Genomic DNA, 23,764 nt, shown 5'->3' on the forward strand with positions numbered 1-23,764 from the left:
TATATACCGGATCGCCGGGTTTGCGGGGTGTCCGGCAGGCAAAAGCCCTGTCTTGTCGTCCGGCAATATACACCAATGGGCGGCATACGTGAACACGGCGGAGCCCCTGCGTGCGCAGTGCCGCCTTGCTCGCAGGTGAACATTCGGCAGGGTTTAGCCGGTTGTGCGGGCGATTTGCGCGAGACTTGCGGTGAACGGTTCAGGCCGCATAGCTCGCCGCCACATCAGTTCGGTTTCAGCGCCGCCAATGCTTCGGCAAATGCTCCGCCGGGCATGGTTTCGTCTTTTATGCCGGCTTTCTTGCGGGCCGTTTCTGCATCGGGGCCGCGTGCAAAAGGATCGATTGCCAGACCCAAACTCTGCGCAACCGCTTCGCCGATATCGACAGTTTCGCCGTCGAAATCCACAACATCGAGGTCGTCTTCGGTGAGCTCGATTTCCTCGTCGGGTGCTACATCGTCAGCCACGCCCTGAACGAAGCGAAGCTCGAGCTTTTCGGATATATGCAAGCGAAAATCCTCGCCCGAAACCGCACAGGGCTGGACAATTTCCGCCTCCACCCGCCCCGAGGCCAGCACTTCACCGTCTTTCGGTGTAAGGGTGAGTGACGCCACAAGACGGTCTATCGCAGTTATTCCGAACCGCTCGGCCAACGCCTGACGTTCTCGCTCGTTTGCAGTTATAGTCTCTGCTCCGTCGCGGATTTTCTGGACCCGGATTGTCCGGCTGAATTCTCCGCCGCTCATTGCCCGGATTTTCCATACTCAATCCGGCCCGCCAGGATTTCTTCGTCGCTGGCCGCATCCAGCGCATGCCACAGCCCGGTAAGTGCTGCGGCCATTCGGCCAGGGTCGGCACCCTCCAGCAAAGTCAGATTGCGTTCCACTGCGCTTGTCATAAGGCTTATTTCACCCGGTTTCAGCGCCGCGCGAAATGCACCCAGCCTTCCGCCGAGCACTGCCATTTGCTTGCCGACATGTTTCCCCACAACAACATCGCCCACGCCGGCTTCACGCATTTGCCCGTCCATATCCTGGACAAACAATTCGGTGAGGTGAACACAAGGCGTGACAAGGTCGGGCGACTTCTCCATTCTCAGCAATGTCAGCGAGTGGACCGCGGTAATCATGTCGAATCGGCCTGCCAGCGTGTCCGCGGCGCCAAACTGCGCGTACCATTTTTCCTTGCGCGCAATTTCGATGACCCGGTGCCAAAGCGGGCGCAAACCCTCGCGCGGGTCGGGTTGCAGGCCAAGAATGCGGGCAATGAAAGACATTGGTCGGAAAATTCCTTTTCATTCGGTAACGCGCGTTCATGCACAATTCAAACCGCGATCCACATCGCAGTGCGTCAGCTGTAGTTGCAAGGGGCCGTGATGCCCCTTAAGGCTTGGCCAATATAGGACGCCAGATGCCGGCCCGCAATTCGGACGGTGCGCGCAAGTTTCGGAGTAGATCAGACCATGCGGTCAATTGGACGGAATTCTGGACATTTTCTTGTCGTCGGTGCGGTTGCGCTCGCGCTGCTAGCCGGCGGTTGCAGTTCGATCAACGATCGGCGCGGTTATATCGTCAGCCCGGCGCTGGTTGATGCCATTCAGCCTGGTATCGATAACCGGCTATCGGTTTCGCAGACGCTTGGCCGGCCCACCTTTACCAGCCAGTACGGAACACAAACCTGGTATTACGTATCCAGCCAGACCGGGCAGAAGCCGTTTACCGCACCAAGTATTATCGGACATTCGGTCCTCAAGGTAGAATTCGACGCTTCAGGCAATGTAACATCTACCGATCGCACCGGAATGGATCTCGTCGCCAAAATCAACCCCGATGGCACCGAAACGCCAACGCTTGGCAGGGAACGTGGTTTTCTGGAAGATCTGTTTGGAAACATCGGTTCGGTCGGCGGGCTTCCTGGTCAGGGCGCCCCTGCTCCCTGACGGTCCCGGCCGTGTAGAGGATGGTTGAAGCAGGAAATCAAACACCCATATCCCGTTTCATGAGCGCATCAGACAATTCGCACGGGCTGGCACCGTGGCACGGCACCACCATCATCGGCGTTAGCAAAGGCGGCAAGACCGTTATTGCGGGTGACGGTCAGGTATCGATGGGCAACACGGTTATGAAACCCAATGCCCGCAAGGTTCGCCGGATCGGCGAAGGCGGTAAAGTTGTTGCCGGTTTTGCAGGTGCGACCGCAGATGCTTTCACACTGTTCGAACGGCTTGAGAAAAAACTGGAACAGCACCGCGGCCAGCTGATGCGCGCCGCTGTCGAAATGGCCAAGGATTGGCGGACCGACAAGTATCTCCGCAATCTTGAGGCGCTGATGATTGTGGCAGACGCTGAAACGCTTCTGGTGCTGACCGGGAACGGTGACGTTCTGGAGCCTGAAGGGGGCGTGGCTGCAATTGGCTCGGGCGGAAATTATGCCCTTTCCGCTGCACGCGCGCTCGATCCGTACGAGGATGATGCCGAAAAGATCGCCCGCCGCGCAATGGCTGTCGCAGCAGAAGTCTGTGTTTTCACAAATGACCGTGTGACGGTCGAGACCGTTTGAGCCCTACATCATGATCGACAATCTAACTCCCAAAGCCATTGTGGCCGCGCTGGATGAACATATCATCGGCCAGCAGGATGCAAAACGCGCTGTCGCGGTTGCGATGCGCAACCGGTGGCGCCGCCAACGCCTTTCCCCTGAATTGCGCGACGAGGTTACGCCCAAAAACATTCTGATGATCGGGCCCACCGGCTGCGGGAAAACCGAGATCAGCCGCCGTCTGGCCAAACTCGCCGAGGCGCCCTTTATCAAGATCGAAGCGACCAAGTTCACCGAGGTCGGCTATGTCGGGCGGGATGTCGAACAGATTGCCCGCGATCTGGCCGAAGAGGCGATCCGCCTGGAGAAAGACCGCCGCCGCGAAGCGGTGCGCGAAGCGGCTTCCGAGGCGGCAATGGACCGGCTGCTGATCGCGCTGGTGGGTGACAATGCGTCGGAGGCGACCCGCGAAAGTTTCCGGCAGCGGATTGTCCAGAACGCCATGAACGACACAGAGGTTGAAATCGAAGTGCAGGACAGCCCTGCAATGTCGATGGATATTCCCGGAATGGGCGGCGCAATGGGCATGATCGACTTGTCCGATATGATGGGCAAGGCGCTGGGCAGGAACAATGCAAAACGCCGCAAGATGAAAGTTCCCGATGCGTGGGACAAGCTGGTTGACGAAGAAGCGGAAAAGCGGATGGACCAGGATGATGTCGCCCGCGTCGCGCTTGCAAATGCCGAGACTAACGGAATTGTATTCCTCGATGAAATTGACAAGATCGCGGTCAGCGATGTGCGCGGCGGATCGGTTAGCCGCGAGGGTGTGCAGCGCGATCTGCTTCCGCTTATCGAAGGCACCACCGTAGCCACCAAATACGGTCCGATGAAGACCGACCACATTCTATTTATCGCAAGCGGCGCGTTTCACGTTGCCAAGCCTTCGGACATGTTACCTGAATTGCAGGGCCGTTTGCCGATCCGGGTGGAATTGCGCGCTCTGACAGAAGCGGACTTCGTTCGCATATTATCCGAAACACGGGCCAATCTTGTGTCGCAATATACCTCGCTGATTGCGACCGAAGACGTCACTCTGACCATTACCGAGGACGCGATTGCGGAAGTTGCCAAGATCGCTGCACAAGTGAACGAAAGTGTCGAGAATATCGGTGCCCGCCGTCTGCAGACCGTGATGGAGAAGCTGCTTGAAGAAATCAGCTTCGAAGCCGAGGAGCATGCTGGCGAGACGATCATCGTCGATGCGGCTTATGTGAAGGAACGCCTGACCGATCTGGCGCAGGACAGCGACCTCAGCAAATACATACTTTGACTTGCGGGCGCGCCGCACGCCGCCCGCTGCCTGTCGAAAATCATCGTTGTTTCATAGAGCTGACAGCAGCACCCCTTGCACACCGCGACAAGGCTTGGTCTAATCCCGCCCATATCAAACCGGAGGGATACCATGCTCAGAACCGTTCTTGCAGCAGGCGCTGCCGCTATCGCGCTGGCCGTGGCCGCGCCGCTGGGCGCTCAGAACAGCGCCAGCCAACCAGCGATTACCCCGCCAGAGATCGAATTTACCGAATGGATGCTGGATAACGGACTGCGCGTCGTCGCGGTTGAGGATGATTCCACCAGTATGGTCACAACTTCGCTGTGGTATGAGATCGGCTCTAAACTTGATCCCGAGGGCCGGTCCGGCTTTGCGCATTTGTTTGAGCATATCGGCAGCCGCAAAACCGAAAATATGCCGTATAACATGATTTACGGGCTGACCGCAGATATCGGCGGGACGCGCAATGCATCCAACAGCGCGGATCGTACCAATTATTTCGAGACTGTTCCCGCGCAATATCTTGAACGGATGTTGTGGACGCATAAGGAACGCATGGCGCTTACGGTTGTCGATGATGACGTTTTCGAAACAGAGCGCGGCGTGGTTAAAGAAGAGCTGCGCCAGCGCGTTCTTGCACCGCCATATGGCAGGTTCCTGCGCTTTGTGCTGCCTGAAAACAGCTACGATGTTCTGCCGCAGCGGCGCCCGGGTATCGGCAGCATTGAAGAACTGGATTCAGCGACACTGGATGATGCCCGGGCGTTCTATCAGGCTTATTACGGTCCCGACACAGCCACGCTGATTGTTGCCGGCAATTTCGATCTGGCAGAATTGCGAATGTTGGTAGACGAATATTTTGCCGATATTCCGCGTCGTCCCGATCCGGTCGAGTTGACAATCAGCACCCGCGAACCGGAGCGGTCCGCCCCGCGTTTCGTAAACGCGACGGCGCCGAATGTACCCTTGCCGTTGGTTGGCGCGTCGTGGAAGCTCCCCGAAGCCGGCCATCCCGATATGGCTGCGCTTGAAATGATGGATACCATCATGTCGCAGGGCGACAACAGCCGTTTGCACGAGGCGTTGATCCGCACGGGCAAAGCGGTCCAGGCACAGCAATATATCAATGAAAGCGAGGAGGGCGGGTTCTTCGCGCAATTCGCTTACATCAATCCCGCTTCCGATCGGGACGAAGTCAGCGCCATTATGGCGGCCGTGCGCGAGGATATGCGGACAAAGCTGGTGAGCGATGCCGAACTTGCCGAAGCGCGCAATGAACTTTTTGCGATGTCTCTTCGCCAGCGGGAAACCGCGCGGGGCCGTGCATTTGAGCTGGGCGAGGCACTGGTTTTAACCGGCGACCCCAAGGCCGCAGACAAGCGGCTTGCCGCGCTTGCGGCTGTCACTGCCGAAGATATCCGCCGCGCCGCGCACAAATATCTGCGGCCCGATGGCCGTGTCGAATTTACTTATCTTCAGGGCGCGGATGATAAGGCTGCCTATGCCAATCCCGCACCGGTTCCTACCTTCCGCAGTTTGCCTGCTGCCACGGGCGAGCCGCGCAAGGTAAATCCCCCCGAAACGCGCGAAGCCCCTCCCGGCCCGGGCGAAACACCATTTGTCGCAACCTCGGACATTACCGAGACGACATTGGCAAACGGCATTCAGGTCGTCGCCGCGCAGACGGGTGATGTCCCGATTGCCACGATGACCGTATTGTTGCCCGGCGGCAGCGCCAGCGATCCGCGCGCCAAAGCCGGGATCGCCGAATTTGCTGCAGCGCTTGCCGACAAAGGCACCAACACGTTGGGCGCGAGAGAGATCGCAGCACGGTTGGAAAGTCTGGGCGCTTCCATGTCCGGCAGGGCCGGGACCGATGGCACCGTTTTCAGCCTGACCGCACCTGTCGCAACGATGGAGGCAGCGGGCGAGGTGCTGGCAGATGTCATCCGGAACGCTGCCTATCCCCAGGACGAATTTCAGCGCGAGCGCACGCGGGCGATCGACAGTTTGCAGGTTTCGCTCAAAGATCCAGGCGCCCTCGCGCGGTATGTCATGCAGCCGGTAATGTACGGCGGCGCGGCTTACGGCACATTGGCTGGGGGCACGCCGGACAGCCTTGCAGAACTGACCGCTGCCGATCTTTTAAAGCACCGCGAAACCTATTGGCATCCGGCACGGACAAAAGTGATCGTGAGCGGAGGAATATCTGCGGGTGATGCAACTGCGCTTGCCAACCGCCTGCTGGGCGGCTGGACGAAGGGCAGCGAACCGGCAGCCGAAATCGCCGATCCTGATGGCGCGGCGCAGCGTGTGCGGACAATTGTCGTCGATATGCCCGAAGCGGGGCAAGCAGCTGTGATCGCTGCAGTGCGCTCCGTCTCGCGCGCAGATGATCGGTATTATCCTCTGATGCTGGCCAATTCGGTGCTGGGGGGAGGATCGAGCGGGCGGTTGTTCGAAGAGGTCCGCACCAAACGCAGCCTGAGCTACGGCGCTTACAGCGCAATGCCTTCGCTGGCGGGTGAAGCTGTCTTGTCGGCTAGCGCGCAGACCAAAAACGAAAGCGCTGCGGATGTCGCAAAGATATTTCTCGATGAATTTGCCCGGCTGGGCGCGCAGCCGCTCGAGGAAGATGCGCTGGAAACGCGGCGCCTGTTCCTTGCCGGTGCTTATGCGCGGTCGCTTGAAACCAGCGCGGGCTTTAACAGCATTGTCGCAGATCTGCTCCAACAAGGGATCGAGCCTGCCGAAGCGGCGCGGCTGGCGCAGCGGCTTTCCGCAGTGAATGCACAAGCTGCGTCTGATGCGGCGACGGCGGTGGTCGATCCGGCGCAGGCAACGCTTATTATTGTCGGCGATTCGAAGCAATTCATCGAAGGCATTCGGAAATTGCGCCCCGGCGTCGAAGTGATTTCGGCCGCTGATCTCGACTTGTCGAACGAGACGCTGCGGCGCGCAATCCAATAGCCGGGTCAGGCGGCTTGCGGGCTTTCGGTCTTTGCCGGAATGCCAGCCCCCGCACGGTCAGCGGCGCCGGTGACACGGTTGAATGTCGCCACATAATCGGGATGCTCGGTCCCCATCAGCTTGTCCCAAAAGGTGAAATAGAAACCGAAATTATGCTTGAAGCTGCCCCCGTGGTGCATGTCGTGATGGGTGGTGGTCGATATCCATTCCAGGACGGGATGGTTCGCCCATCCGCGCGGGTGCAGTTCCAGCCCGGCGTGCGCCATCGCATTACGGGTTATCATGACCGCCAGAAATGTAAAAATCACGCCGCCGGGTGTCGGCACGAGGATCAGCCAGATCGGCATGAATGCGACCATCACAAACGCTTCGCCTATGTCAAAACTGTATGATGTCCACGCAGTCGGAGTAATCGTTTTGTGGTGATGCAAGTGAAATGCCTTGAACAGGCGCGGATGATGCATCGTGCGGTGGGTCCAATAGAAATACGCATCGTGGGCCAGGATGATGGCGGTCAGATAGGCCGCATAGGTGCCCCAGCCATATTCGCCTTGATAGGTCGGCAGATAACCTGCCGTGAACAACCAGATGACAGGCAACATCGCGATGACATAAATCACTACCGTCCGGATTGATGAAGTGAACTCACGTTTGAAATCTGCCCGTGTGGCATCGCGCGTCTGGATTTTCCGGCTCGCCCAGCTGGTCCGGGACAGCAGCCATACCGCACAGGCGACCAGTGATGCCGCAATCATGTAGCGTGAAAAATCCAGCACGAAGATGTGCGGGATTTTCTCTGCCAGAAATGTACCGAGGTCAGGATTATGGTTCAAAGTCGGATCCTCTTGCGCGAATGATATGAACCAAACCGGCAAAACATGGAAGGGCCGCTGATGTATAGCGATTGCTGGCGGGTAGTGATGCGATCCGGTCGGTCAAATCGACAGATCCTCGCTTTCGCTTTGCTGACGGGACCACATTTCCGCGTAAAGTCCGTCTGCGCGAAGGAGTTCGCTGTGGCTGCCCGTTTCTGCCAGCCGCCCGCCTTCAAGCACAAGAATGCGGTCCGCATCGGCAATTGTCGATAGGCGATGCGCGATGCTGAGTGTCGTCCGGTTCGCTGAAACCTTGTGCAAGGTTGCAAGGATGTCCTGCTCGGTTCGGCTGTCGAGCGCACTGGTGGCTTCATCGAGCAGCAGGATGGGGGGGTTCTTCACCAGCGTTCGCGCGATAGCCACCCGCTGTTTTTCGCCGCCGGAAAGTTTCAGCCCTCGCTCGCCCACCTCTGTCTCGAGCCCTTGAGGCAACAGATCGATGAACGGTTGGATGGCCGCGTCGCGGGCTGCCGCCATCACGTCGCTGTCGGTTGAACCGCCGCGGCCATACGCGATGTTGTAACCGATTGAATCGTTGAACAGCACCGTATCCTGCGGAACGATGCCGATCGCCTGACGGACGGTTTCCTGCTGGACCCCGGCCAAGTCCTGACCGTCAATCAATATGCGTCCCGACCACGGATCATAAAACCTGAACAACAGCCGCGCGATGGTGGACTTGCCCGCGCCTGACGGACCGACCAGGGCAATGTGGCCGCCGGCCGGCACTTCGAAAGAAAGGCCGTGAAGAATGGTCCGTTCGGGATCGTATCCAAACACCACATTGTCGAACGTGATTGATGGACGTTTGACAATCAGCGCGGGCGCACCCGGCACGTCTTTGACTTCAATTTCGGTGTCTATAAGCCGGAACATTTCCGCCATGTCGATCAGCCCTTGGCGGATAGTCCGATAGACCCAGCCAAGCATATCGAGCGGGCGAAACAGCTGCATGAGATAGGTATTTACAAACACCAGATCGCCGACTGTCAATTCGCCTTTGCTCCAGCCCCAGACCGTGTACGCCATTGCCCCTGCCATCAGGAGATTGGTGACCAGCGCCTGGACAATATTGAGCAGGCCCAGCGAGTTTTCCGATTTTATCGCAGCTTTAGCATAGGCTTGTGTGGAAGCAGAATACCGATGCTGTTCCCGCGCTTCGGCATTGAAGTATTTCACGGTTTCATAATTCAACAGCGAATCTACCGCGCGAGAATGGGTTTTGCCATCCAGATCGTTCATCTCGGCGCGCAGCTTGGTTCTCCATTCGGTGATCCAGCGTGTCAGCGCGATATAGGACACGACGGTTACAGCAGTTGCAGCAACCAGTTCCCAGCCGAAATTCAGATAGAAAATAATCGCGACCGCAACCAGTTCGAGCAATGTCGGAGCGATATTGAAAAGCAGGAAATACAGCATCGAATCGATGCTTTTCGTGCCCCGTTCTATCGTTCTGGTTACTTCACCCGTCCGGCGGGACAAGTGAAACCGGAGCGACAGATTGTGCAGTTTGCCGAAGACGTCTTCAGCCAGATTGCGCGTCGCTTCCTGACCGACACGTTCGAAAATGACGTTGCGCAGATTATCGAATACGACACCCGAAAACCGGCCCAGTCCGTAAGCGAGCACCAGCGCCAGTGCCACCATGGTCGCTTCGTTGCTGGGTGTGGCCATTGCATCGACCGCGTTCTTGTATGCGAAGGGCAGGGCCAGAATGGTGGCCTTGGTCAGGACCACGAAAAACATCGCAATGATGATCCGCATTCTCAGGTCCGGGCGGTCATCTGGCCAGAGATATGGCAGGAACCGCTTCAAAGTTACCCAGCTTTCGGGATCGGCCAGTTTGGCGGAGGAGATTTGCGAAGGTGTTACAGTGTCAGGGGGCATCGCCACTCCAACTGGGGAGCGGATGGCGGATTGGCAATGATCGGGCTGCAGCCTGCGTCTGGATCAGCGTCCTGCAAGGAACATCAATCGAGAAAGCCCTGGCGTACGGTGCGCGCACCGCGCGGCAAATCAAACAGGATTTGGCGCGATGCAAAATCAATCGCCACCCGGTCAAACAGGCGCAGATCGCGCATGCCCAAAATAAGCGCAGGTTTCTTGGAAAAACCAAGCGAGGCGAAGGGGGGCGCATCGGCGAAAGTGATGGAGACGCCGCGCATATGGACATTACCCATGCTGATCAGTTCCGTCGTGCTGATCCGGCCGGTCATCGTTGCGCCGGTAACATCAGTCATTACCGAATCGGGACCGCGCCTTTGCCGCAACCTGCTTTGCAGCGACAGATTGCCGACGGTCGCCTGCGATCCGGTATCGACGATGACAGCGGTGCGAATACCGTCGATGACCGCATCGGTGATAACCAACTGCCCCAATTTCCGGCGCGCTTTGACGATAATCTCGAACCCGCGGTTCCCACCCAGGGATTTTGCGTCCGATACAGTGAGGGTATTGGTCTTGAAATCCAGTAGCACGCGTTGGTCCTGCAAGCTGTCGAGACCGATAATCCCGTCAGCGCCAACATGCCGAGCGTCGAGTACCGGCGAGGTCAGATTGTCGAAAATGCGGCTGCCTAACACAAGGCCATCGACTTCGACGGTATCGACCACCCGCCGGCTGGCCATGCCAACCAACATTGCCCGCCCGCGCTCTAAAGGACCGAGGCGATCAACCACTCCGCCGGTCACAACGGTCGCTTGCGCGCCGGTATCCACCAGAAAATCGAACGGACCATGCCCCGCGATGCTCACCGGTACAGTCAGGCGCTGGTCGCGACCTTGGGTGGCCTTGATAATGTCTTCGTTGGCGGGAGGGTCGATCGCCTCTGCCGCGTCACCAACCGCGCCTGGTGCCCCGGCAAGAAGCAAAGCAACCGGGGGCCATAATGAGGAAAGAAGCATGAAATACCTTTCCGCACCGGCGGTGACAAAGGTATCCGGCGCTGACGATCAAGGTAACACGGAAGCGTATCAAAACCAAGCTGACGCACGCAATACTGTTATAACGAAGGACGCTTCAGCGCAATTCCATGTCTTCGTTCAACAATATGTCGGGTTGGCGTCGGACAATAAGCGACCATGCTTCGCGCACATAGGCGGGCCAACCGGACCATAAAGACGCCGCGTAACTCACCGCGCCGACACAAACCAGGAATACCAGTTCCAGCGCTGGATGGATAGCTAGTCCGGCATGTTTTGCTAAATAGACGCAAATCGCCATCACCAGGCAGGAAGCGGCCACGGGCCCCAACGCCCCGAGCAAATCGCGTTTGCGAACGCCGATCGCCGGCAATGTCAGCGCCAGAGTGAACAACAGCAGCAAAGGGGCACACACCCACCATGCGTGAACCAACCCCGCCGGCCCGAATTTAACCCCGATGAGGAATGCGGCGGGAAAAAGTAACGCCCCCGCGATGCTGTTAGCTACGTATATACCCGGTCTGCCCAATGCATTTGTCGCTGGCGAACACATAATTTGCAGCGCCATGGCGGGCATGGCGATTGCCAGCCCAGCCGCTATCGGTGCCATCTCCAGCCATTTCTGCCCGAACACTGTGGCTACAAAAGGTTCTGCCGTCAGACTGAATCCGACATAAACCGGGGCAGCGACCAGCATCACGGCCCTGACTGTGCGCAAGAATGCCTGGCCGATCGGCTGTCCCGACTGATGCAATTCCGAATAAGCCGGAAAGGCAACTTCGTTAAGCGGCGGCAGAAAGCGGCCCACAAAAATCAATGTCAGGAACAGTGCTTCGGAATACAGCCCCAGATCATGCGGGCTGAACGCCCGACCGGCGATGAAAATGTCGCTCTGGCTTTGGACTATCCAGAACAATTGGCAAAGAGTCAGCGCGCCGCCAAACGAAATGATGTCCCTCGCACCGCGAAAATCGAACACGGGCCAAACCAGCAACCGCGCCGCAATCGTCATTCCGATGCCGCGTACGGCAAACATCACGATAGGTGCATAGACCAGCGCCCAGACCCCGTAATCATACCATGCCAATGCAAGCGCGGTGATGCCGCCCGCGGCTGCGCAGACGAGATTGACCAGTGCCTGACTGCGGAATTCGATCCTTCTGGCAAGCAGCGCTGTCGGCAAGGCAATGAAAGGCGTCGTCAGGAAAATCGCCGCCTGGATCTGCAGCATATCCTTCACGAGCGGTTGTCCATAATATTCGGCAGCCACGGGCGCCAGAAGGTACTGGCTAACCGCAAGCAATATTGCCGACAGGATCAGCAGGCCAAACACCTGACCGATACGGCGCTCGTTCACCTCTCTTGTTTGGATGAGCGAGGTGGCAAAGCTATAACCGTTGAGGAAATTAAGCGCGACCACGACAACCTGCGTCATTGCAAATAGGCCGTAATCACCTGGCTCCAGCAGGCGGACGACGATCAGCGTGCTGGTCCAGGTGATTATCTGCGCAGCAATTTGGCTACCGAGACGCCAAGCAATCGCGCTGCGTACCCTTCCGCCCAGATCGGCGACAACCCCGGCGTTGATTGTTTCTGCGATGGGCGACATTTTCATAAAGGGCGCGTTAACCGCAAAAGGTTGCTGTTTTCGCAATACGCCTTTGGATTTCTTTCGTTACCTTCCAGGCAATACCTTGTGCCGATGCGAGCCCGACACCGTTTTGGCTTTCAAGCGACGAATCAATAACCCGCCTTTCAGCCAATACGGCGCGGAAAACGGTGACTCGGACTGATTTGAGCGAGAACCGGAAAGCGCGACCACGAAAGACCGCCCGCAAATTCACTCTGAAGCCAACGATTGACGCGGAAGTTTCCCAGAAATCCGCCGATTTTCACATTTTTTGTAATAAAGTTGCAAAAACCCGTTGACCGAATCCGAAGCGCCCCATATATGCCCTCTCACCGAAGCGGAGCAGACGGTTTCAACCGCCCACCTCGCAACGGTCGCCAATATAAACGGACAGCCAGTCCCCCGGAAATTTTTCGGGGAACCCTAGTTGTCCGCTTCTTATGTTGGTCGGCTCTTTGACATTGTTAGTTTAGATGAAGGGACATGTGGGCGACGGCGCCCGGTCCGCGGGCTTTTGGGCTGCGGTAACCGGTTAAATAAGTCGATGCCTTAATGTTTCATATTTGCTCACGCAAGTATGTTTCAGACATGTCCTAATGTATCCATTACATTGACAAGTGCAGGTATCGGCTCCCGAAATTCGGGCTGCCTGGTTTGCGATCTTTCGGCCTTCGGGCAGGAAAATTGTGCCAGTTGGCTCGTGACACAAACTTGAGAGTTTGATCCTGGCTCAGAATGAACGCTGGCGGCATGCCTAACACATGCAAGTCGAACGAAGCCTTCGGGCTTAGTGGCGCACGGGTGCGTAACGCGTGGGAATCTACCTTTAGGTTCGGAATAACAGTTGGAAACGACTGCTAATACCGGATAATGTCTTCGGACCAAAGATTTATCGCCTTTAGATGAGCCCGCGTTAGATTAGCTAGTTGGTAAGGTAAAAGCTTACCAAGGCGACGATCTATAGCTGGTCTGAGAGGATGATCAGCCACACTGGGACTGAGACACGGCCCAGACTCCTACGGGAGGCAGCAGTGGGGAATATTGGACAATGGGCGAAAGCCTGATCCAGCAATGCCGCGTGAGTGATGAAGGCCTTAGGGTTGTAAAGCTCTTTTACCAGGGATGATAATGACAGTACCTGGAGAATAAGCTCCGGCTAACTCCGTGCCAGCAGCCGCGGTAATACGGAGGGAGCTAGCGTTATTCGGAATTACTGGGCGTAAAGCGCGCGTAGGCGGTCTATTAAGTCAGAGGTGAAATCCCGGGGCTCAACCCCGGAACTGCCTTTGAAACTGCTAGACTAGAATATTGGAGAGGTCAGTGGAATTCCGAGTGTAGAGGTGAAATTCGTAGATATTCGGAAGAACACCAGTGGCGAAGGCGACTGACTGGACAATTATTGACGCTGAGGTGCGAAAGCGTGGGGAGCAAACAGGATTAGATACCCTGGTAGTCCACGCCGTAAACGATGATAACTAGCTGCTTGGGCACTTGGTGCTTGGGTGGCGCAGCTAACGCATTAAGTTATCCGCCTGGGGAGTACGGTCGCAAGATTAAAACTCAAAGGAATTGACGGGGGCCTGCACAAGCGGTGGAGCATGTGGTTTAATTCGAAGCAACGCGCAGAACCTTACCAGCGTTTGACATCCTAATCGCGGTTTAGAGAGATCTTTACCTTCAGTTCGGCTGGATTAGTGACAGGTGCTGCATGGCTGTCGTCAGCTCGTGTCGTGAGATGTTGGGTTAAGTCCCGCAACGAGCGCAACCCTCATCCTTAGTTGCCATCATTTAGTTGGGCACTTTAAGGAAACTGCCGGTGATAAGCCGGAGGAAGGTGGGGATGACGTCAAGTCCTCATGGCCCTTACACGCTGGGCTACACACGTGCTACAATGGCGGCTACAGTGGGCAGCTAGTTCGCAAGAACATGCTAATCTCAAAAAGCCGTCTCAGTTCGGATTGTTCTCTGCAACTCGAGAGCATGAAGGCGGAATCGCTAGTAATCGCGGATCAGCATGCCGCGGTGAATACGTTCCCAGGCCTTGTACACACCGCCCGTCACACCATGGGAGTTGGATTCACTCGAAGGCGTTGAGCTAACCTAGTAATAGGAGGCAGGCGACCACAGTGGGTTTAGCGACTGGGGTGAAGTCGTAACAAGGTAGCCGTAGGGGAACCTGCGGCTGGATCACCTCCTTTCTAAGGATTGGTACGAAAGCGTCCGGCTTTGGTCGGAAATGCTTCGCACTTTTTCAAAGAACATTGCCGTCGTCCTCATGTCCCTTCATCACTGGAGATTAACACAGCACTGCTGTGTTATACGCCTGAGCTGGCCCTTCGCCCTGTGCGTCACGCCGTTTCTTAATCGGATCGGTTGGCTAGCACGGTTAATGAGGGCCGGTAGCTCAGTTGGTTAGAGCGCACCCCTGATAAGGGTGAGGTCGCAAGTTCGAATCTTGCTCGGCCCACCATTGCCAATCAGCGTTCAAAACCAATCTGAAGGGGCCTTAGCTCAGCTGGGAGAGCACCTGCTTTGCAAGCAGGGGGTCATCGGTTCGATCCCGATAGGCTCCACCAGATATCGCGCCGGCTTAACAGCCTGGCTGCACGACGTATTACTCCAGAGATGAAGACAACAGATCCGGTCCGGACTTTCAGTTCAGGATTGGTAGTGGGGGATTGCCCCTGCGACTTTGACATTGTGAATGGGTTTTTAAATCGATGCCGTGGAGCATTGTATGGAAATGTGAAAGCTTTCGGGCCTTCGCGTCGATATGCATTGCGACACAAACAAATTACAAATGTAATCTGGCTGAGATTATCGTCCGCATTATTGCTGCAGGTTAGTAGCATGGGTGAGGATCGCCGCTGTCTTATGCAAGCAGTGGGTGGTTTTCGTTCCAGGCCTGTCGTTGATGGTGTGGATTCTCAAGCGTGAGGTAAGAGCATTTGGTGGATGCCTTGGCACATACAGGCGATGAAGGACGTGGCACGCTGCGATAAGCGTCGGGGAGTTGTGAGCAAACTTTGATCCGGCGATTTCCGAATGGGGAAACCCACCTTCACCATTTCTCTCGATTTGCAGTTTACTGTGAATTGAGCGAGGTGGATAAGGTATTACCAAGTTGAATATATAGACTTGGTGAAGCGAACCCGGGGAACTGAAACATCTCAGTACCCGGAGGAAAAGACATCAACCGAGATTCCGTTAGTAGTGGCGAGCGAACGCGGACCAGGCCAATGCCTTTTATTCAACTAGCAAAACACTCTGGAAAGTGTGGCCATAGCGGGTGACAGCCCCGTATGCGAAAGTGATATAAAAGGATTCGAGTAGGGCGGAACACGTGAAATTCTGTCTGAACATGGGGGGACCACCCTCCAAGCCTAAATACTCGTATGTGACCGATAGCGAACAAGTACCGTGAGGGAAAGGTGAAAAGCACCCCGATTAGGGGAGTGAAATAGTACCTGAAACCGAATGCTTACAAGCAGTTGGAGCTCCTTTGGGGAGTGACAGCGTACCTCTTGCATAATGGGTCAGTGACTTAATCTACCATGCAAGCTTAAGCCGTTAGGTGTAGGCGCAGCGAAAGCGAGTCTGAATAGGGCGACTGAGTATGATGGATTAGACCCGAAACCCGGCGATCTAGGCATGACCAGGTTGAAGGTGCAGTAACATGCACTGGAGGACCGAACCGTTTAATGTTGAAAAATTATCGGATGAGTTGTGTTTAGGGGTGAAAGGCCAATCAAGCCGGGAAATAGCTGGTTCTCCGCGAAATCTATTGAGGTAGAGCGTCAGATGATTGCCGTTGGGGGTAGAGCACTGGATGGGCTAGGGCTGCGCGAGTGGTACCAAACCTAACCAAACTCCGAATACCAACGAGACTAGTCTGGCAGACAGACGGCGGGTGCTAAGGTCCGTCGTCAAAAGGGAAACAGCCCTAACCTACAGCTAAGGTCCCCAAGTCATATCTAAGTGGGAAAGCATGTGGGAATCCCAAAACAACCAGGAGGTTGGCTTAGAAGCAGCCATCCTTTAAAGAAAGCGTAACAGCTCACTGGTCTAAATAAGGGTTCCTGCGGCGAAGATGTAACGGGGCTAAAGATATGCACCGAAGCTTAGGGTTCAGAATTTATTCTGAGCGGTAGCGGAGCGTTCCGTAAGCGGATGAAGCCGAAGGGTAACCGACGGTGGACGTATCGGAAGTGCGAATGCTGACATGAGTAGCGATAAAAAGGGTGAGATACCCTTTCGCCGAAAGACCAAGGGTTCCTACGCAATGCTAATCAGCGTAGGGTGAGCCGGCCCCTAAGACGAGCCCGAAGGGGGTAGTCGATGGGAACCACGTTAATATTCGTGGGCCTGCAGATGTGTGACGGATCGTGGAAGTTGTGTGTCCTTATTGGATTGAACATGCAGCCAAGCGGTTCCAGGAAATAGCCTCTGCATATAGACCGTACCCGAAACCGACACAGGTGGTCAGGTAGAGTATACCAAGGCGCTTGAGAGAAGTATCCTGAAGGAACTCGGCAAATTGCCTCCGTACCTTCGGAAGAAGGAGGCCCTCTCACTGGGCAACCAGTGTGGAGGGGGCACAGGCCAGGGGGTAGCGACTGTTTATCAAAAACACAGGACTCTGCTAAGTCGGCTTCAAGACGACGTATAGGGTCTGACGCCTGCCCGGTGCTGGAAGGTTAAGAGGAGGAGTGCAAGCTCCGAATTGAAGCCCCAGTAAACGGCGGCCGTAACTATAACGGTCCTAAGGTAGCGAAATTCCTTGTCGGGTAAGTTCCGACCTGCACGAATGGCGTAACGACTTCCCCACTGTCTCCAGGATATGCTCAGCGAAATTGAATTCTCCGTGAAGATGCGGAGTACCCGCGGTTAGACGGAAAGACCCCGTGCACCTTTACTGCAGCTTCAGAGTGGCATTAGGAAAGAACTGTGTAGAATAGGTGGGAGGCTTTGAAACTTGGGCGCCAGTCCGAGTGGAGCCAACCTGTGAAATACCACCCTGTTCGTTTCTGATGTCTAACTAACTACCGTTATCCGGTAGTAGGACCCTCTGTGGCGGGTAGTTTGACTGGGGCGGTCGCCTCCTAAAGAGTAACGGAGGCGCGCGATGGTAGGCTCAGGACGGTTGGAAACCGTCTGCAAGAGTGCAATGGCATAAGCCTGCCTGACTGCGAGACTGACGAGTCGAGCAGAGACGAAAGTCGGTCATAGTGATCCGGTGGTCCCTCGTGGAAGGGCCATCGCTCAACGGATAAAAGGTACGCCGGGGATAACAGGCTGATGATTCCCAAGAGCTCATATCGACGGAATCGTTTGGCACCTCGATGTCGGCTCATCACATCCTGGGGCTGGAGCAGGTCCCAAGGGTTTGGCTGTTCGCCAATTAAAGTGGTACGTGAGCTGGGTTCAGAACGTCGCGAGACAGTTTGGTCCCTATCTGCCGTGGGCGTCGATATTTGAGAGGAGTTGCCCCTAGTACGAGAGGACCGGGGTGAACATACCTCTGGTGTACCTGTCATTGCGCCAGCAGTGCCGCAGGGTAGCTATGTATGGACGGGATAACCGCTGAAAGCATCTAAGCGGGAAGCCTCCCTCAAGATTAGATATCATCGAACCGTAGTAGACCACTACGTTGATAGGCCGGGTGTGGAAGCGCAGTAATGCGTGTAGCTAACCGGTCCTAATAGTTCTGTTCGCGCTTGTAGAATTCGCATCATCAATGTCAGTCCTGGGCTTCGGTCCTAGATCTGCTGCGATGTCGGACGATACCAGCCAGACGCCCTTTGAATATTGTATCGATTTAAAACCCTTACACGCTGGCCCCATTGCTTGGTGGCTATAGCGTCTGTGACCCACCCGATCCCATCTCGAACTCGGCCGTGAAACCAGACTGCGCCGATGGTACTAACGCTCAAGCGTTGGAAGAGTAGGTCGTCGCCAGGCATTGAAGCCAGCGGGTAAGAGTTATTATAAAACCCATTCATTATGCGAAGGGCCGACCGTAACAGGTCGGCCCTTTTCGCGTCTTTACGGACTTGTTCCCGATAGGCGTGGTAATTTGAGCCGGCGGATCTATGGGATCCGCAACGCTGACCGGCTGGCCGAGCTAACGCGAGGAAAGCCAAGGGTGCGAATGCACCGGTTGGCGCTTGAGGCACAAACGGTGACGCGGGGTGGAGCAGTCCGGTAGCTCGTCAGGCTCATAACCTGAAGGTCGTTGGTTCAAATCCAACCCCCGCAACCAGTTTTCTTCAAAAACCTTCGATTTTTCGCTCTTTGGCTACCGATGGGGTTACTGTGCTTTGTGCTGTCTGCCCTTTAGTCGGATATTTATGGCACGTTATGCCCTTCGGTTTTTTGGCGACCTCACCGAAAAGCTAGATTTATAAGCGCGAAAGTAGCTTTTAATCATGTTCGGCCGGATGCCGCCGGCAACCCGGTTTGCGACGTCTCATTTCTTTGCGAGTTTTGTCAAACTGAACTGCGTCAAGCCAGAGGGGCGGCCCACCTTAAATGGGTCTGGCGTTTTTGGCTTGGTGAACTGGCTACCTGTATAATTCGCTCTTGGGGTTTCGGCTTAGTCCATCTTCCCGCTTGGTTCCGATGCGGCCTGTTTCACCGCGTCCTTCAAAGCGACGTTTCGCGCCACATCAAGATAGGGCAGCCAATCGATGAATTCGGGCTTGAAGTGCGGCTGCACCGCTATCAGCTCACGATAGGCATCGGCGGCTTCATCGGGTCGATCAAGCCCCATAAGTGCGCTGATCTTGGCGACATGCGCCAACCAATAGGCAGAGCGGCGTGACAGGGCGGCATCGGCATGATCCACAGCTTCGCTCAACTGCCGTGCACCAAGATGCGCCATCGCCAGGTCGCCTTCAATATAAAACAGATCGAAGTCGTTGGGGCTAAGCGTTCTTGCGGTTTCAAGCGAATCTATACTCTCGGACCACGCTCCCTTGTGAAGCAATGCGCTGCCTAACTGCGCGTGTGCCATCACCAGGCTCGGATCAAGATCGACTGCGCGGCGCAGCAGGCTTTCAGCCCTCAGCGGCTGTCTGAGCCAGAATTCGGCGATCCCGGCAAGCATATGCCCCCGCGCGTCTTCGTGATCGGCCAGAATGGCCTTTTGTGCGGCCCTGCGTGCTGTCCGGATATCAGCGTCCGAACCCCTTTCCAGCCACAATTGCCTGATTAATAGCCAAGCCTTCTCAATCAGGACATCCGGCGAATTTGGCGCAATAGCCGCTGCCTGATCCAGAAGTTGCGCGGCTTCCTCGATCCCTTCGCTACTGAGCTGTCCGAAATGCCATTTGGCGCGCCACACCAATTCAGCGACGTCGAGATCACCGGCCCGCTTCTGCATCGCTCGGCGCTGTTCATTCTGGTCAATCTGGTGTCCCAGACTTGCGGTTATCGCGGACAAAATCCGCTGCATCGTGTCGGCGTTGCCAAGATCGTCTATTGCGAAATTGTCAGTCCACAGGATTTGTCCGTTTTCTGCATCCGTCATCGTGACAGTCAGAATGTACGGTCCGGAATTGCCCTGAACCTGCCCCTCTACAATGTATCGTGCGCCAAGCGCCGCCCCTATTTCGCGCAGGTCTTTCAGCGAACTGTCGACAGCGAAGCTCGAGTTTTTTGCGATAACCGACATCCACCTGAGCCGTGAGAGGCTGTTGATCAAGCTTTCTGCCAATCCGTGAATTAGAAATTCATTGTCGCCATCGCCCGGGTGGAGCGCCAGAGGCAGCACTGCAATTGCCGGCCTCAGCGCAAAAGGCTCTCGTCCGCTAGCAGATGCTGCCATGCGCTGATCGGATAAATAATCGCCGGGGGGTGCTGCCAGTTTCATGCGCTGTTCGCGCAACCAATCTTCGAACGCCTCCTCGCCAGGAATATCCAGCCCCTCGAGAAAATCCTGACCTGACCGCGGGCCGGGTAGGCGAAGATCGATCTTTACAAGGTCAAGATCCAGCCAGACGCGGTCGCTATCAGCGAAAAGAAGCTCCCAGCTGCCCGCGTTGACCTGCTTGCGCAAATTGGAAAGCTCCCGCCTGAGGCTGGGCCTGGCTTGTTCTGGCGCACGGTCGCACCATAACATCTGCTGCAGCCAGTTGCGGGCTCGTTCACCTTTGCCGGAGGTTGCCAGCATGGCGAGCAAGGCTTGCCCGCGCCTGCTTGTAACGGGAATCCGGACACCGTCTGCGTCGATCAGCGAAAATGGCCCATAAAGCGACATTTCTACTGCAGGCCGCTTTCCAGCAGTTCGGAATCCATCCCCCATCAGCCCTGCTTACCATCACGAATGAAATTGTCTCATGTTTTTCACGATTTCCGGACTCTGGCGGGACGGTCATGCGACTCCCCGTGCCTATCAGACGGGTGTAATGAATATTCCGGCTCATACAACGTCGCTGTTTGATCACGTCTTACTCGAAGTCGAGTCTGGCAGAATTCACGAGGCGACTTTTTTGCTGGCCGGAACTCTTGACGGGATCGTTGCGGCAGGGGGGGATGCCGCAGAGTGGCGAGAGGGTCTGTTACAGCACCCGCTTGCCACTCTCCTGGGCGATTTCGCAAAGGGCGGCGATGCCGTGTCCGAAAACCCGCTTTGCAGGTCAGGCGATGGGACCGATGTGCTTTGTGCATCAATCGCCGACCTAGGGTTTTCGCGTGCGCTCGCCGCCCGACACGATCTGGCGGTCGATGCCATGTGCAAAGCATGGGCGACCGGAAAATCGATCTGGCTGGCTGACGATGCTTCGGAACGGCTGCTTGACCGGATGGGGTGGAGGAATACCGATAATATCGCCTGCAGTTCGGACTTGCTGGCCGTATCGGACCGTGTTTCCTATGACCTCATCGTTGCAATTGGCACCGCACCAGCGCTTGGGTGTGCGGCGCTAGAGGCGCGGCTCCGAGCTCTTTTTTTCTCAACAGCGGCAGGCGGCACTGTGCTTATGGCGAGTTTTGTGCCCGGGCATTCGGGCCATGGCTGGCAAATGATTTGCAATGGCTTGCCACTGCATTGCCAGGACGAACTTACCCTTCGGCGATCGGCAATGACCGCCGGCTTTGAAATCACGCATTTCAGGGATGCCAGCAACAGCCTGGTGTGGGCAATCCTTCGCCGTCCGCTTGATGGTGGCTGTGATGAGTGAAATTCAAGTGCTTCTGGGCAGCGTTGCCGAAGGAAACAGAGGCGCGTTTTCGGTTCTTTACAGGCGGTTGCGGATGCCGATGCTGGCGCACGCGGCCGCGGTGCTTGCCGGCGACATGACTGATGCGGAAGACGCCGTAGAAGAAGCCTTTATCGACATCTGGCAGCAGGCCGGAAAATTTGTCGGTACCGGCAGCGCAATCGGTTGGATACGCCGAATAGTCCGCAACAAGGCGATCAATATTCTGCGCAAGAATAGTGGCCGCGAGATAATCCGGCCCGGGACTTTCTTCAACGCCATCATGGATGAGCGGCGCGATCCGGAGGAGGCGATTTTGCTAAGCGATGAAAGTCGCTGGTTGAAAGCGGTTCTAACCGTCCTCAGTCCCGAGCAACGCGAGGCAGTAAATCTGTGCTATTTCGAGGGGCTTTCTCTTCAGGAAATTTCCGATGTCGTCGACTGCCCGGTGAACACGGTCAAGACGAGGCTGCACTACGCCCGTTCCAAGCTGCAGCGGTGGATGCTCGACACAGCGGACGTATCTCGGTTCGAACATCTGGGAACGCCCCTGAAATGGGAGCGTATGGCCGCCTGCTGAGTTGATCTGCTGCGTTGTGCAAGCGCGCAAACCCGTGCATGGACGGGGCATCACCGTCCGATAACAACCCAAGTGCGACCCCGATGCCCAAGCAAGAATTGCCAGTCTGTGTGGCAGCCCTCTACAAATTCGTACCTGTTCCCGCGCCTGCAGACCTGCGCGATACATTGGCCGCGATATGCAGCCGCGCCAGCGTCAAGGGGACGCTTCTGGTGGCTCCTGAGGGGATCAACGGGACAATCGCCGGCTTTGATCCGGCCATCGCCGATGTGCTCGCGCAAATCCGCTCATTACCGGGTTTAACAGAACTGGAAGCCAAAACCTCGCGCGCTCCTGCGATGCCGTTTTTCCGTATGAAAGTCCGCATCAAACGCGAGATAGTAACGATGGGCCAGCCTGGCATCGACCCCACTGCAAGCGTTGGACGTTACGTTGCGCCGGCAGACTGGAATGCCCTGATATCCGATCCAAACACGATAACCATCGATACGAGGAACGATTACGAGACGGGTGTGGGCACATTCCTGGGTGCGGTTGATCCGGGGCTGAAGACGTTCCGCGATTTCCCGGCATGGTTCCGCAATGAACGCCGCCGGCTGCTGGGTGAAGGAAAGCAGCCAAAGGTTGCAATGTTCTGCACCGGCGGAATTCGCTGCGAGAAATCGACTGCTTTTCTGAAATCCGAAGGTGTCGAGGACGTTTACCACTTGCAAGGCGGCATATTGAAATATCTGGAGCAGATTCCCGAAGCGGAAAGCCTGTGGGAGGGCGAATGCTTCGTTTTTGATCAACGTGTCACTGTGGCGCATGGTCTTAAGCCTGGATCATACGATCTCTGCCATGCCTGCCGCAGACCGCTGAGCGAAAATGACATACTATCACCGCTGTTTGAGACAGGCGTGCAATGCGCCCGTTGCCATGACGAGCGCAGCGAAGAACAGCGTTCGAGGTACCGCGAACGGCAAATGCAGGAGACGCGTGCCGCCGCATTCGGCAAAGATCATATCGGGGCAGTACAGCGCAGCGGAAAATGAGCGAGCGTCCGATCCTGTATAGTTTCCGCCGCTGTCCATATGCGATGCGCGCAAGACTGGCTCTGGCGGTCAGCGGGCAAATTTGCGAATTGCGCGAGGTCAAACTGGCAAACAAGCCGTCTGAAATGATTGAAGCATCGGCCAAGGCAACGGTGCCGGTATTGGTTTTACCTGACGGTGATGTCAAAGACGAAAGCCTTGATATCATGTACTGGGCGCTAAACCGCTGCGATCCGGGGGGCTGGCTCACCCGCGATCTCCCCGAACTGGTCGAAACCAATGACGGCCCGTTCAAACATCATCTCGACCGTTACAAATACGCGCCGCGTCACGATAATGATCCGATTGCTCACCGTTCTGCCTGTCTTGGCTTGCTCCGGCCGCTCGACACGCGGCTCGCAGCGACACCCCATCTGGCTGGAGATGCGATGGGAATTGTCGATGCTGCGATAATGCCGTTCGTCCGGCAGTTTGCCTTCACCGACCGAGACTGGTTCGACAGCGCGCCGATACCGGCTGTCCGCCGCTGGCTCGATCACCATATCTCGTCACAATTGTTCCGTTCGATTATGGAAAAGCGCGTGCCCTGGGTTGCCGGCGGCCCCGTCAGCGTTTTTCCGAAAGCATGAAAAAATCCTGACGCGCTCCGTTCAGACTGCGGCCAACGACCGGTTCCCGTA

Annotated in this window: 15 protein-coding genes, 3 tRNA genes and 3 rRNA genes; 14 read left to right on the plus strand and 7 right to left on the minus strand. The window is 56.3% G+C overall.

The genetic code is table 11. The features are described 5' to 3' along the window. Window positions 1-224: 224 nt before the first annotated feature. Window positions 225-746, minus strand: a complete 522-nt coding sequence (locus tag WFP06_RS02770) for a YceD family protein (protein ID WP_336985725.1) — start codon at window positions 744-746, stop codon at window positions 225-227. Next, the gene (locus tag WFP06_RS02775; RefSeq protein ID WP_336985726.1) at window positions 743-1,276 is read right to left on the minus strand and encodes a ubiquinol-cytochrome C chaperone family protein; all 534 of its coding nucleotides are present in this window, start codon (window positions 1,274-1,276) and stop codon (window positions 743-745) included. The genes WFP06_RS02770 and WFP06_RS02775 overlap by 4 nt, the downstream gene beginning before the upstream one ends. Window positions 1,277-1,462: 186 nt before the next feature. Here WFP06_RS02775 and WFP06_RS02780 point away from each other — a divergent pair, with 186 nt between their 5' ends. The 4 genes from WFP06_RS02780 to WFP06_RS02795 all read left to right on the plus strand — a co-directional run bounded on the left by WFP06_RS02780 (window position 1,463) and on the right by WFP06_RS02795 (window position 6,844). Continuing rightward, complete coding sequence (locus WFP06_RS02780) at window positions 1,463-1,939, plus strand: outer membrane protein assembly factor BamE (RefSeq protein WP_336985727.1); 477 nt, start codon at window positions 1,463-1,465, stop codon at window positions 1,937-1,939. A 59-nt stretch (window positions 1,940-1,998) separates the two neighbouring features. Beyond that, window positions 1,999-2,559, plus strand: coding sequence for an ATP-dependent protease subunit HslV (gene hslV, locus WFP06_RS02785; protein WP_336985728.1), 561 nt, complete (start codon window positions 1,999-2,001; stop codon window positions 2,557-2,559). Between the two features lie 10 nt (window positions 2,560-2,569). Further along, window positions 2,570-3,871: an ATP-dependent protease ATPase subunit HslU gene (hslU, locus tag WFP06_RS02790; RefSeq protein WP_336985729.1), complete on the plus strand. Its 1,302-nt coding sequence runs from the start codon at window positions 2,570-2,572 to the stop codon at window positions 3,869-3,871. A gap of 132 nt (window positions 3,872-4,003) precedes the next feature. Beyond that, window positions 4,004-6,844 (plus strand): M16 family metallopeptidase, encoded by a 2,841-nt coding sequence (locus tag WFP06_RS02795; RefSeq protein ID WP_336985730.1) that lies wholly within the window; start codon window positions 4,004-4,006, stop codon window positions 6,842-6,844. A 5-nt stretch (window positions 6,845-6,849) separates the two neighbouring features. Here WFP06_RS02795 and WFP06_RS02800 read toward each other — a convergent pair whose 3' ends face one another. From WFP06_RS02800 to WFP06_RS02815, 4 genes are all read right to left on the minus strand, one after another. Further along, the gene (locus WFP06_RS02800; protein WP_336985731.1) at window positions 6,850-7,677 is read right to left on the minus strand and encodes a sterol desaturase family protein; all 828 of its coding nucleotides are present in this window, start codon (window positions 7,675-7,677) and stop codon (window positions 6,850-6,852) included. Window positions 7,678-7,779: 102 nt separating this feature from the next. Next, window positions 7,780-9,606 carry an ABCB family ABC transporter ATP-binding protein/permease gene (locus WFP06_RS02805; RefSeq protein ID WP_336985732.1) on the minus strand — a complete coding sequence of 609 codons (1,827 nt, stop codon included), beginning with the start codon at window positions 9,604-9,606 and terminating at the stop codon, window positions 7,780-7,782. Between the two features lie 83 nt (window positions 9,607-9,689). Further along, the gene (locus WFP06_RS02810; protein WP_336985733.1) at window positions 9,690-10,622 is read right to left on the minus strand and encodes a retroviral-like aspartic protease family protein; all 933 of its coding nucleotides are present in this window, start codon (window positions 10,620-10,622) and stop codon (window positions 9,690-9,692) included. A 115-nt stretch (window positions 10,623-10,737) separates the two neighbouring features. Next, window positions 10,738-12,255, minus strand: a complete 1,518-nt coding sequence (locus WFP06_RS02815; RefSeq protein WP_336985734.1) for a lipopolysaccharide biosynthesis protein — start codon at window positions 12,253-12,255, stop codon at window positions 10,738-10,740. Window positions 12,256-12,977: 722 nt separating this feature from the next. Here WFP06_RS02815 and WFP06_RS02820 point away from each other — a divergent pair. The 6 genes from WFP06_RS02820 to WFP06_RS02845 all read left to right on the plus strand — a co-directional run bounded on the left by WFP06_RS02820 (window position 12,978) and on the right by WFP06_RS02845 (window position 18,532). After that, window positions 12,978-14,468: ribosomal RNA gene (locus WFP06_RS02820) — 16S ribosomal RNA — on the plus strand. A 195-nt stretch (window positions 14,469-14,663) separates the two neighbouring features. Then, window positions 14,664-14,740: transfer RNA gene (locus WFP06_RS02825), tRNA-Ile, on the plus strand. Between the two features lie 30 nt (window positions 14,741-14,770). After that, a tRNA-Ala gene (locus WFP06_RS02830) sits at window positions 14,771-14,846 on the plus strand. Window positions 14,847-15,198: 352 nt separating this feature from the next. Then, window positions 15,199-17,992 (plus strand): 23S ribosomal RNA (locus tag WFP06_RS02835). Between the two features lie 124 nt (window positions 17,993-18,116). Next, a 5S ribosomal RNA gene (gene rrf, locus WFP06_RS02840) occupies window positions 18,117-18,231 on the plus strand. The 16S, 23S and 5S rRNA genes sit together here with 3 tRNA genes alongside, the layout of an rRNA operon. A gap of 224 nt (window positions 18,232-18,455) precedes the next feature. Beyond that, window positions 18,456-18,532 (plus strand) — tRNA-Met (locus tag WFP06_RS02845). A gap of 333 nt (window positions 18,533-18,865) precedes the next feature. Here WFP06_RS02845 and WFP06_RS02850 read toward each other — a convergent pair. Beyond that, window positions 18,866-20,575, minus strand: a complete 1,710-nt coding sequence (locus WFP06_RS02850) for a tetratricopeptide repeat protein (RefSeq protein WP_336985735.1) — start codon at window positions 20,573-20,575, stop codon at window positions 18,866-18,868. Between the two features lie 103 nt (window positions 20,576-20,678). On the opposite strand from WFP06_RS02850, the gene WFP06_RS02855 reads away from it, so the two are divergent. From WFP06_RS02855 to WFP06_RS02870, 4 genes are read left to right on the plus strand one after another with little or no spacing between them, the layout of a single operon-like run. Then, window positions 20,679-21,452 carry a hypothetical protein gene (locus tag WFP06_RS02855; RefSeq protein ID WP_336985736.1) on the plus strand — a complete coding sequence of 258 codons (774 nt, stop codon included), beginning with the start codon at window positions 20,679-20,681 and terminating at the stop codon, window positions 21,450-21,452. Continuing rightward, on the plus strand, window positions 21,445-22,050 hold the full coding sequence (locus WFP06_RS02860) for an RNA polymerase sigma factor (protein WP_336985737.1): 606 nt from the start codon (window positions 21,445-21,447) through the stop codon (window positions 22,048-22,050). The genes WFP06_RS02855 and WFP06_RS02860 overlap by 8 nt, the downstream gene beginning before the upstream one ends. A 38-nt stretch (window positions 22,051-22,088) precedes the next feature. Further along, window positions 22,089-23,084 (plus strand): oxygen-dependent tRNA uridine(34) hydroxylase TrhO, encoded by a 996-nt coding sequence (gene trhO, locus WFP06_RS02865; RefSeq protein WP_336985738.1) that lies wholly within the window; start codon window positions 22,089-22,091, stop codon window positions 23,082-23,084. After that, a complete protein-coding gene (locus tag WFP06_RS02870; protein ID WP_336985739.1) occupies window positions 23,081-23,713 on the plus strand; it encodes a glutathione S-transferase in 633 nt (210 codons plus the stop codon). Before trhO ends, WFP06_RS02870 begins: the two co-directional genes overlap by 4 nt. Window positions 23,714-23,764 lie beyond the last annotated feature (51 nt).

It is taken from the genome of Altererythrobacter aquiaggeris, from assembly GCF_037154015.1.
In the GTDB taxonomy this organism is placed as follows: Bacteria; Pseudomonadota; Alphaproteobacteria; order Sphingomonadales; family Sphingomonadaceae; genus Aestuarierythrobacter; species Aestuarierythrobacter aquiaggeris.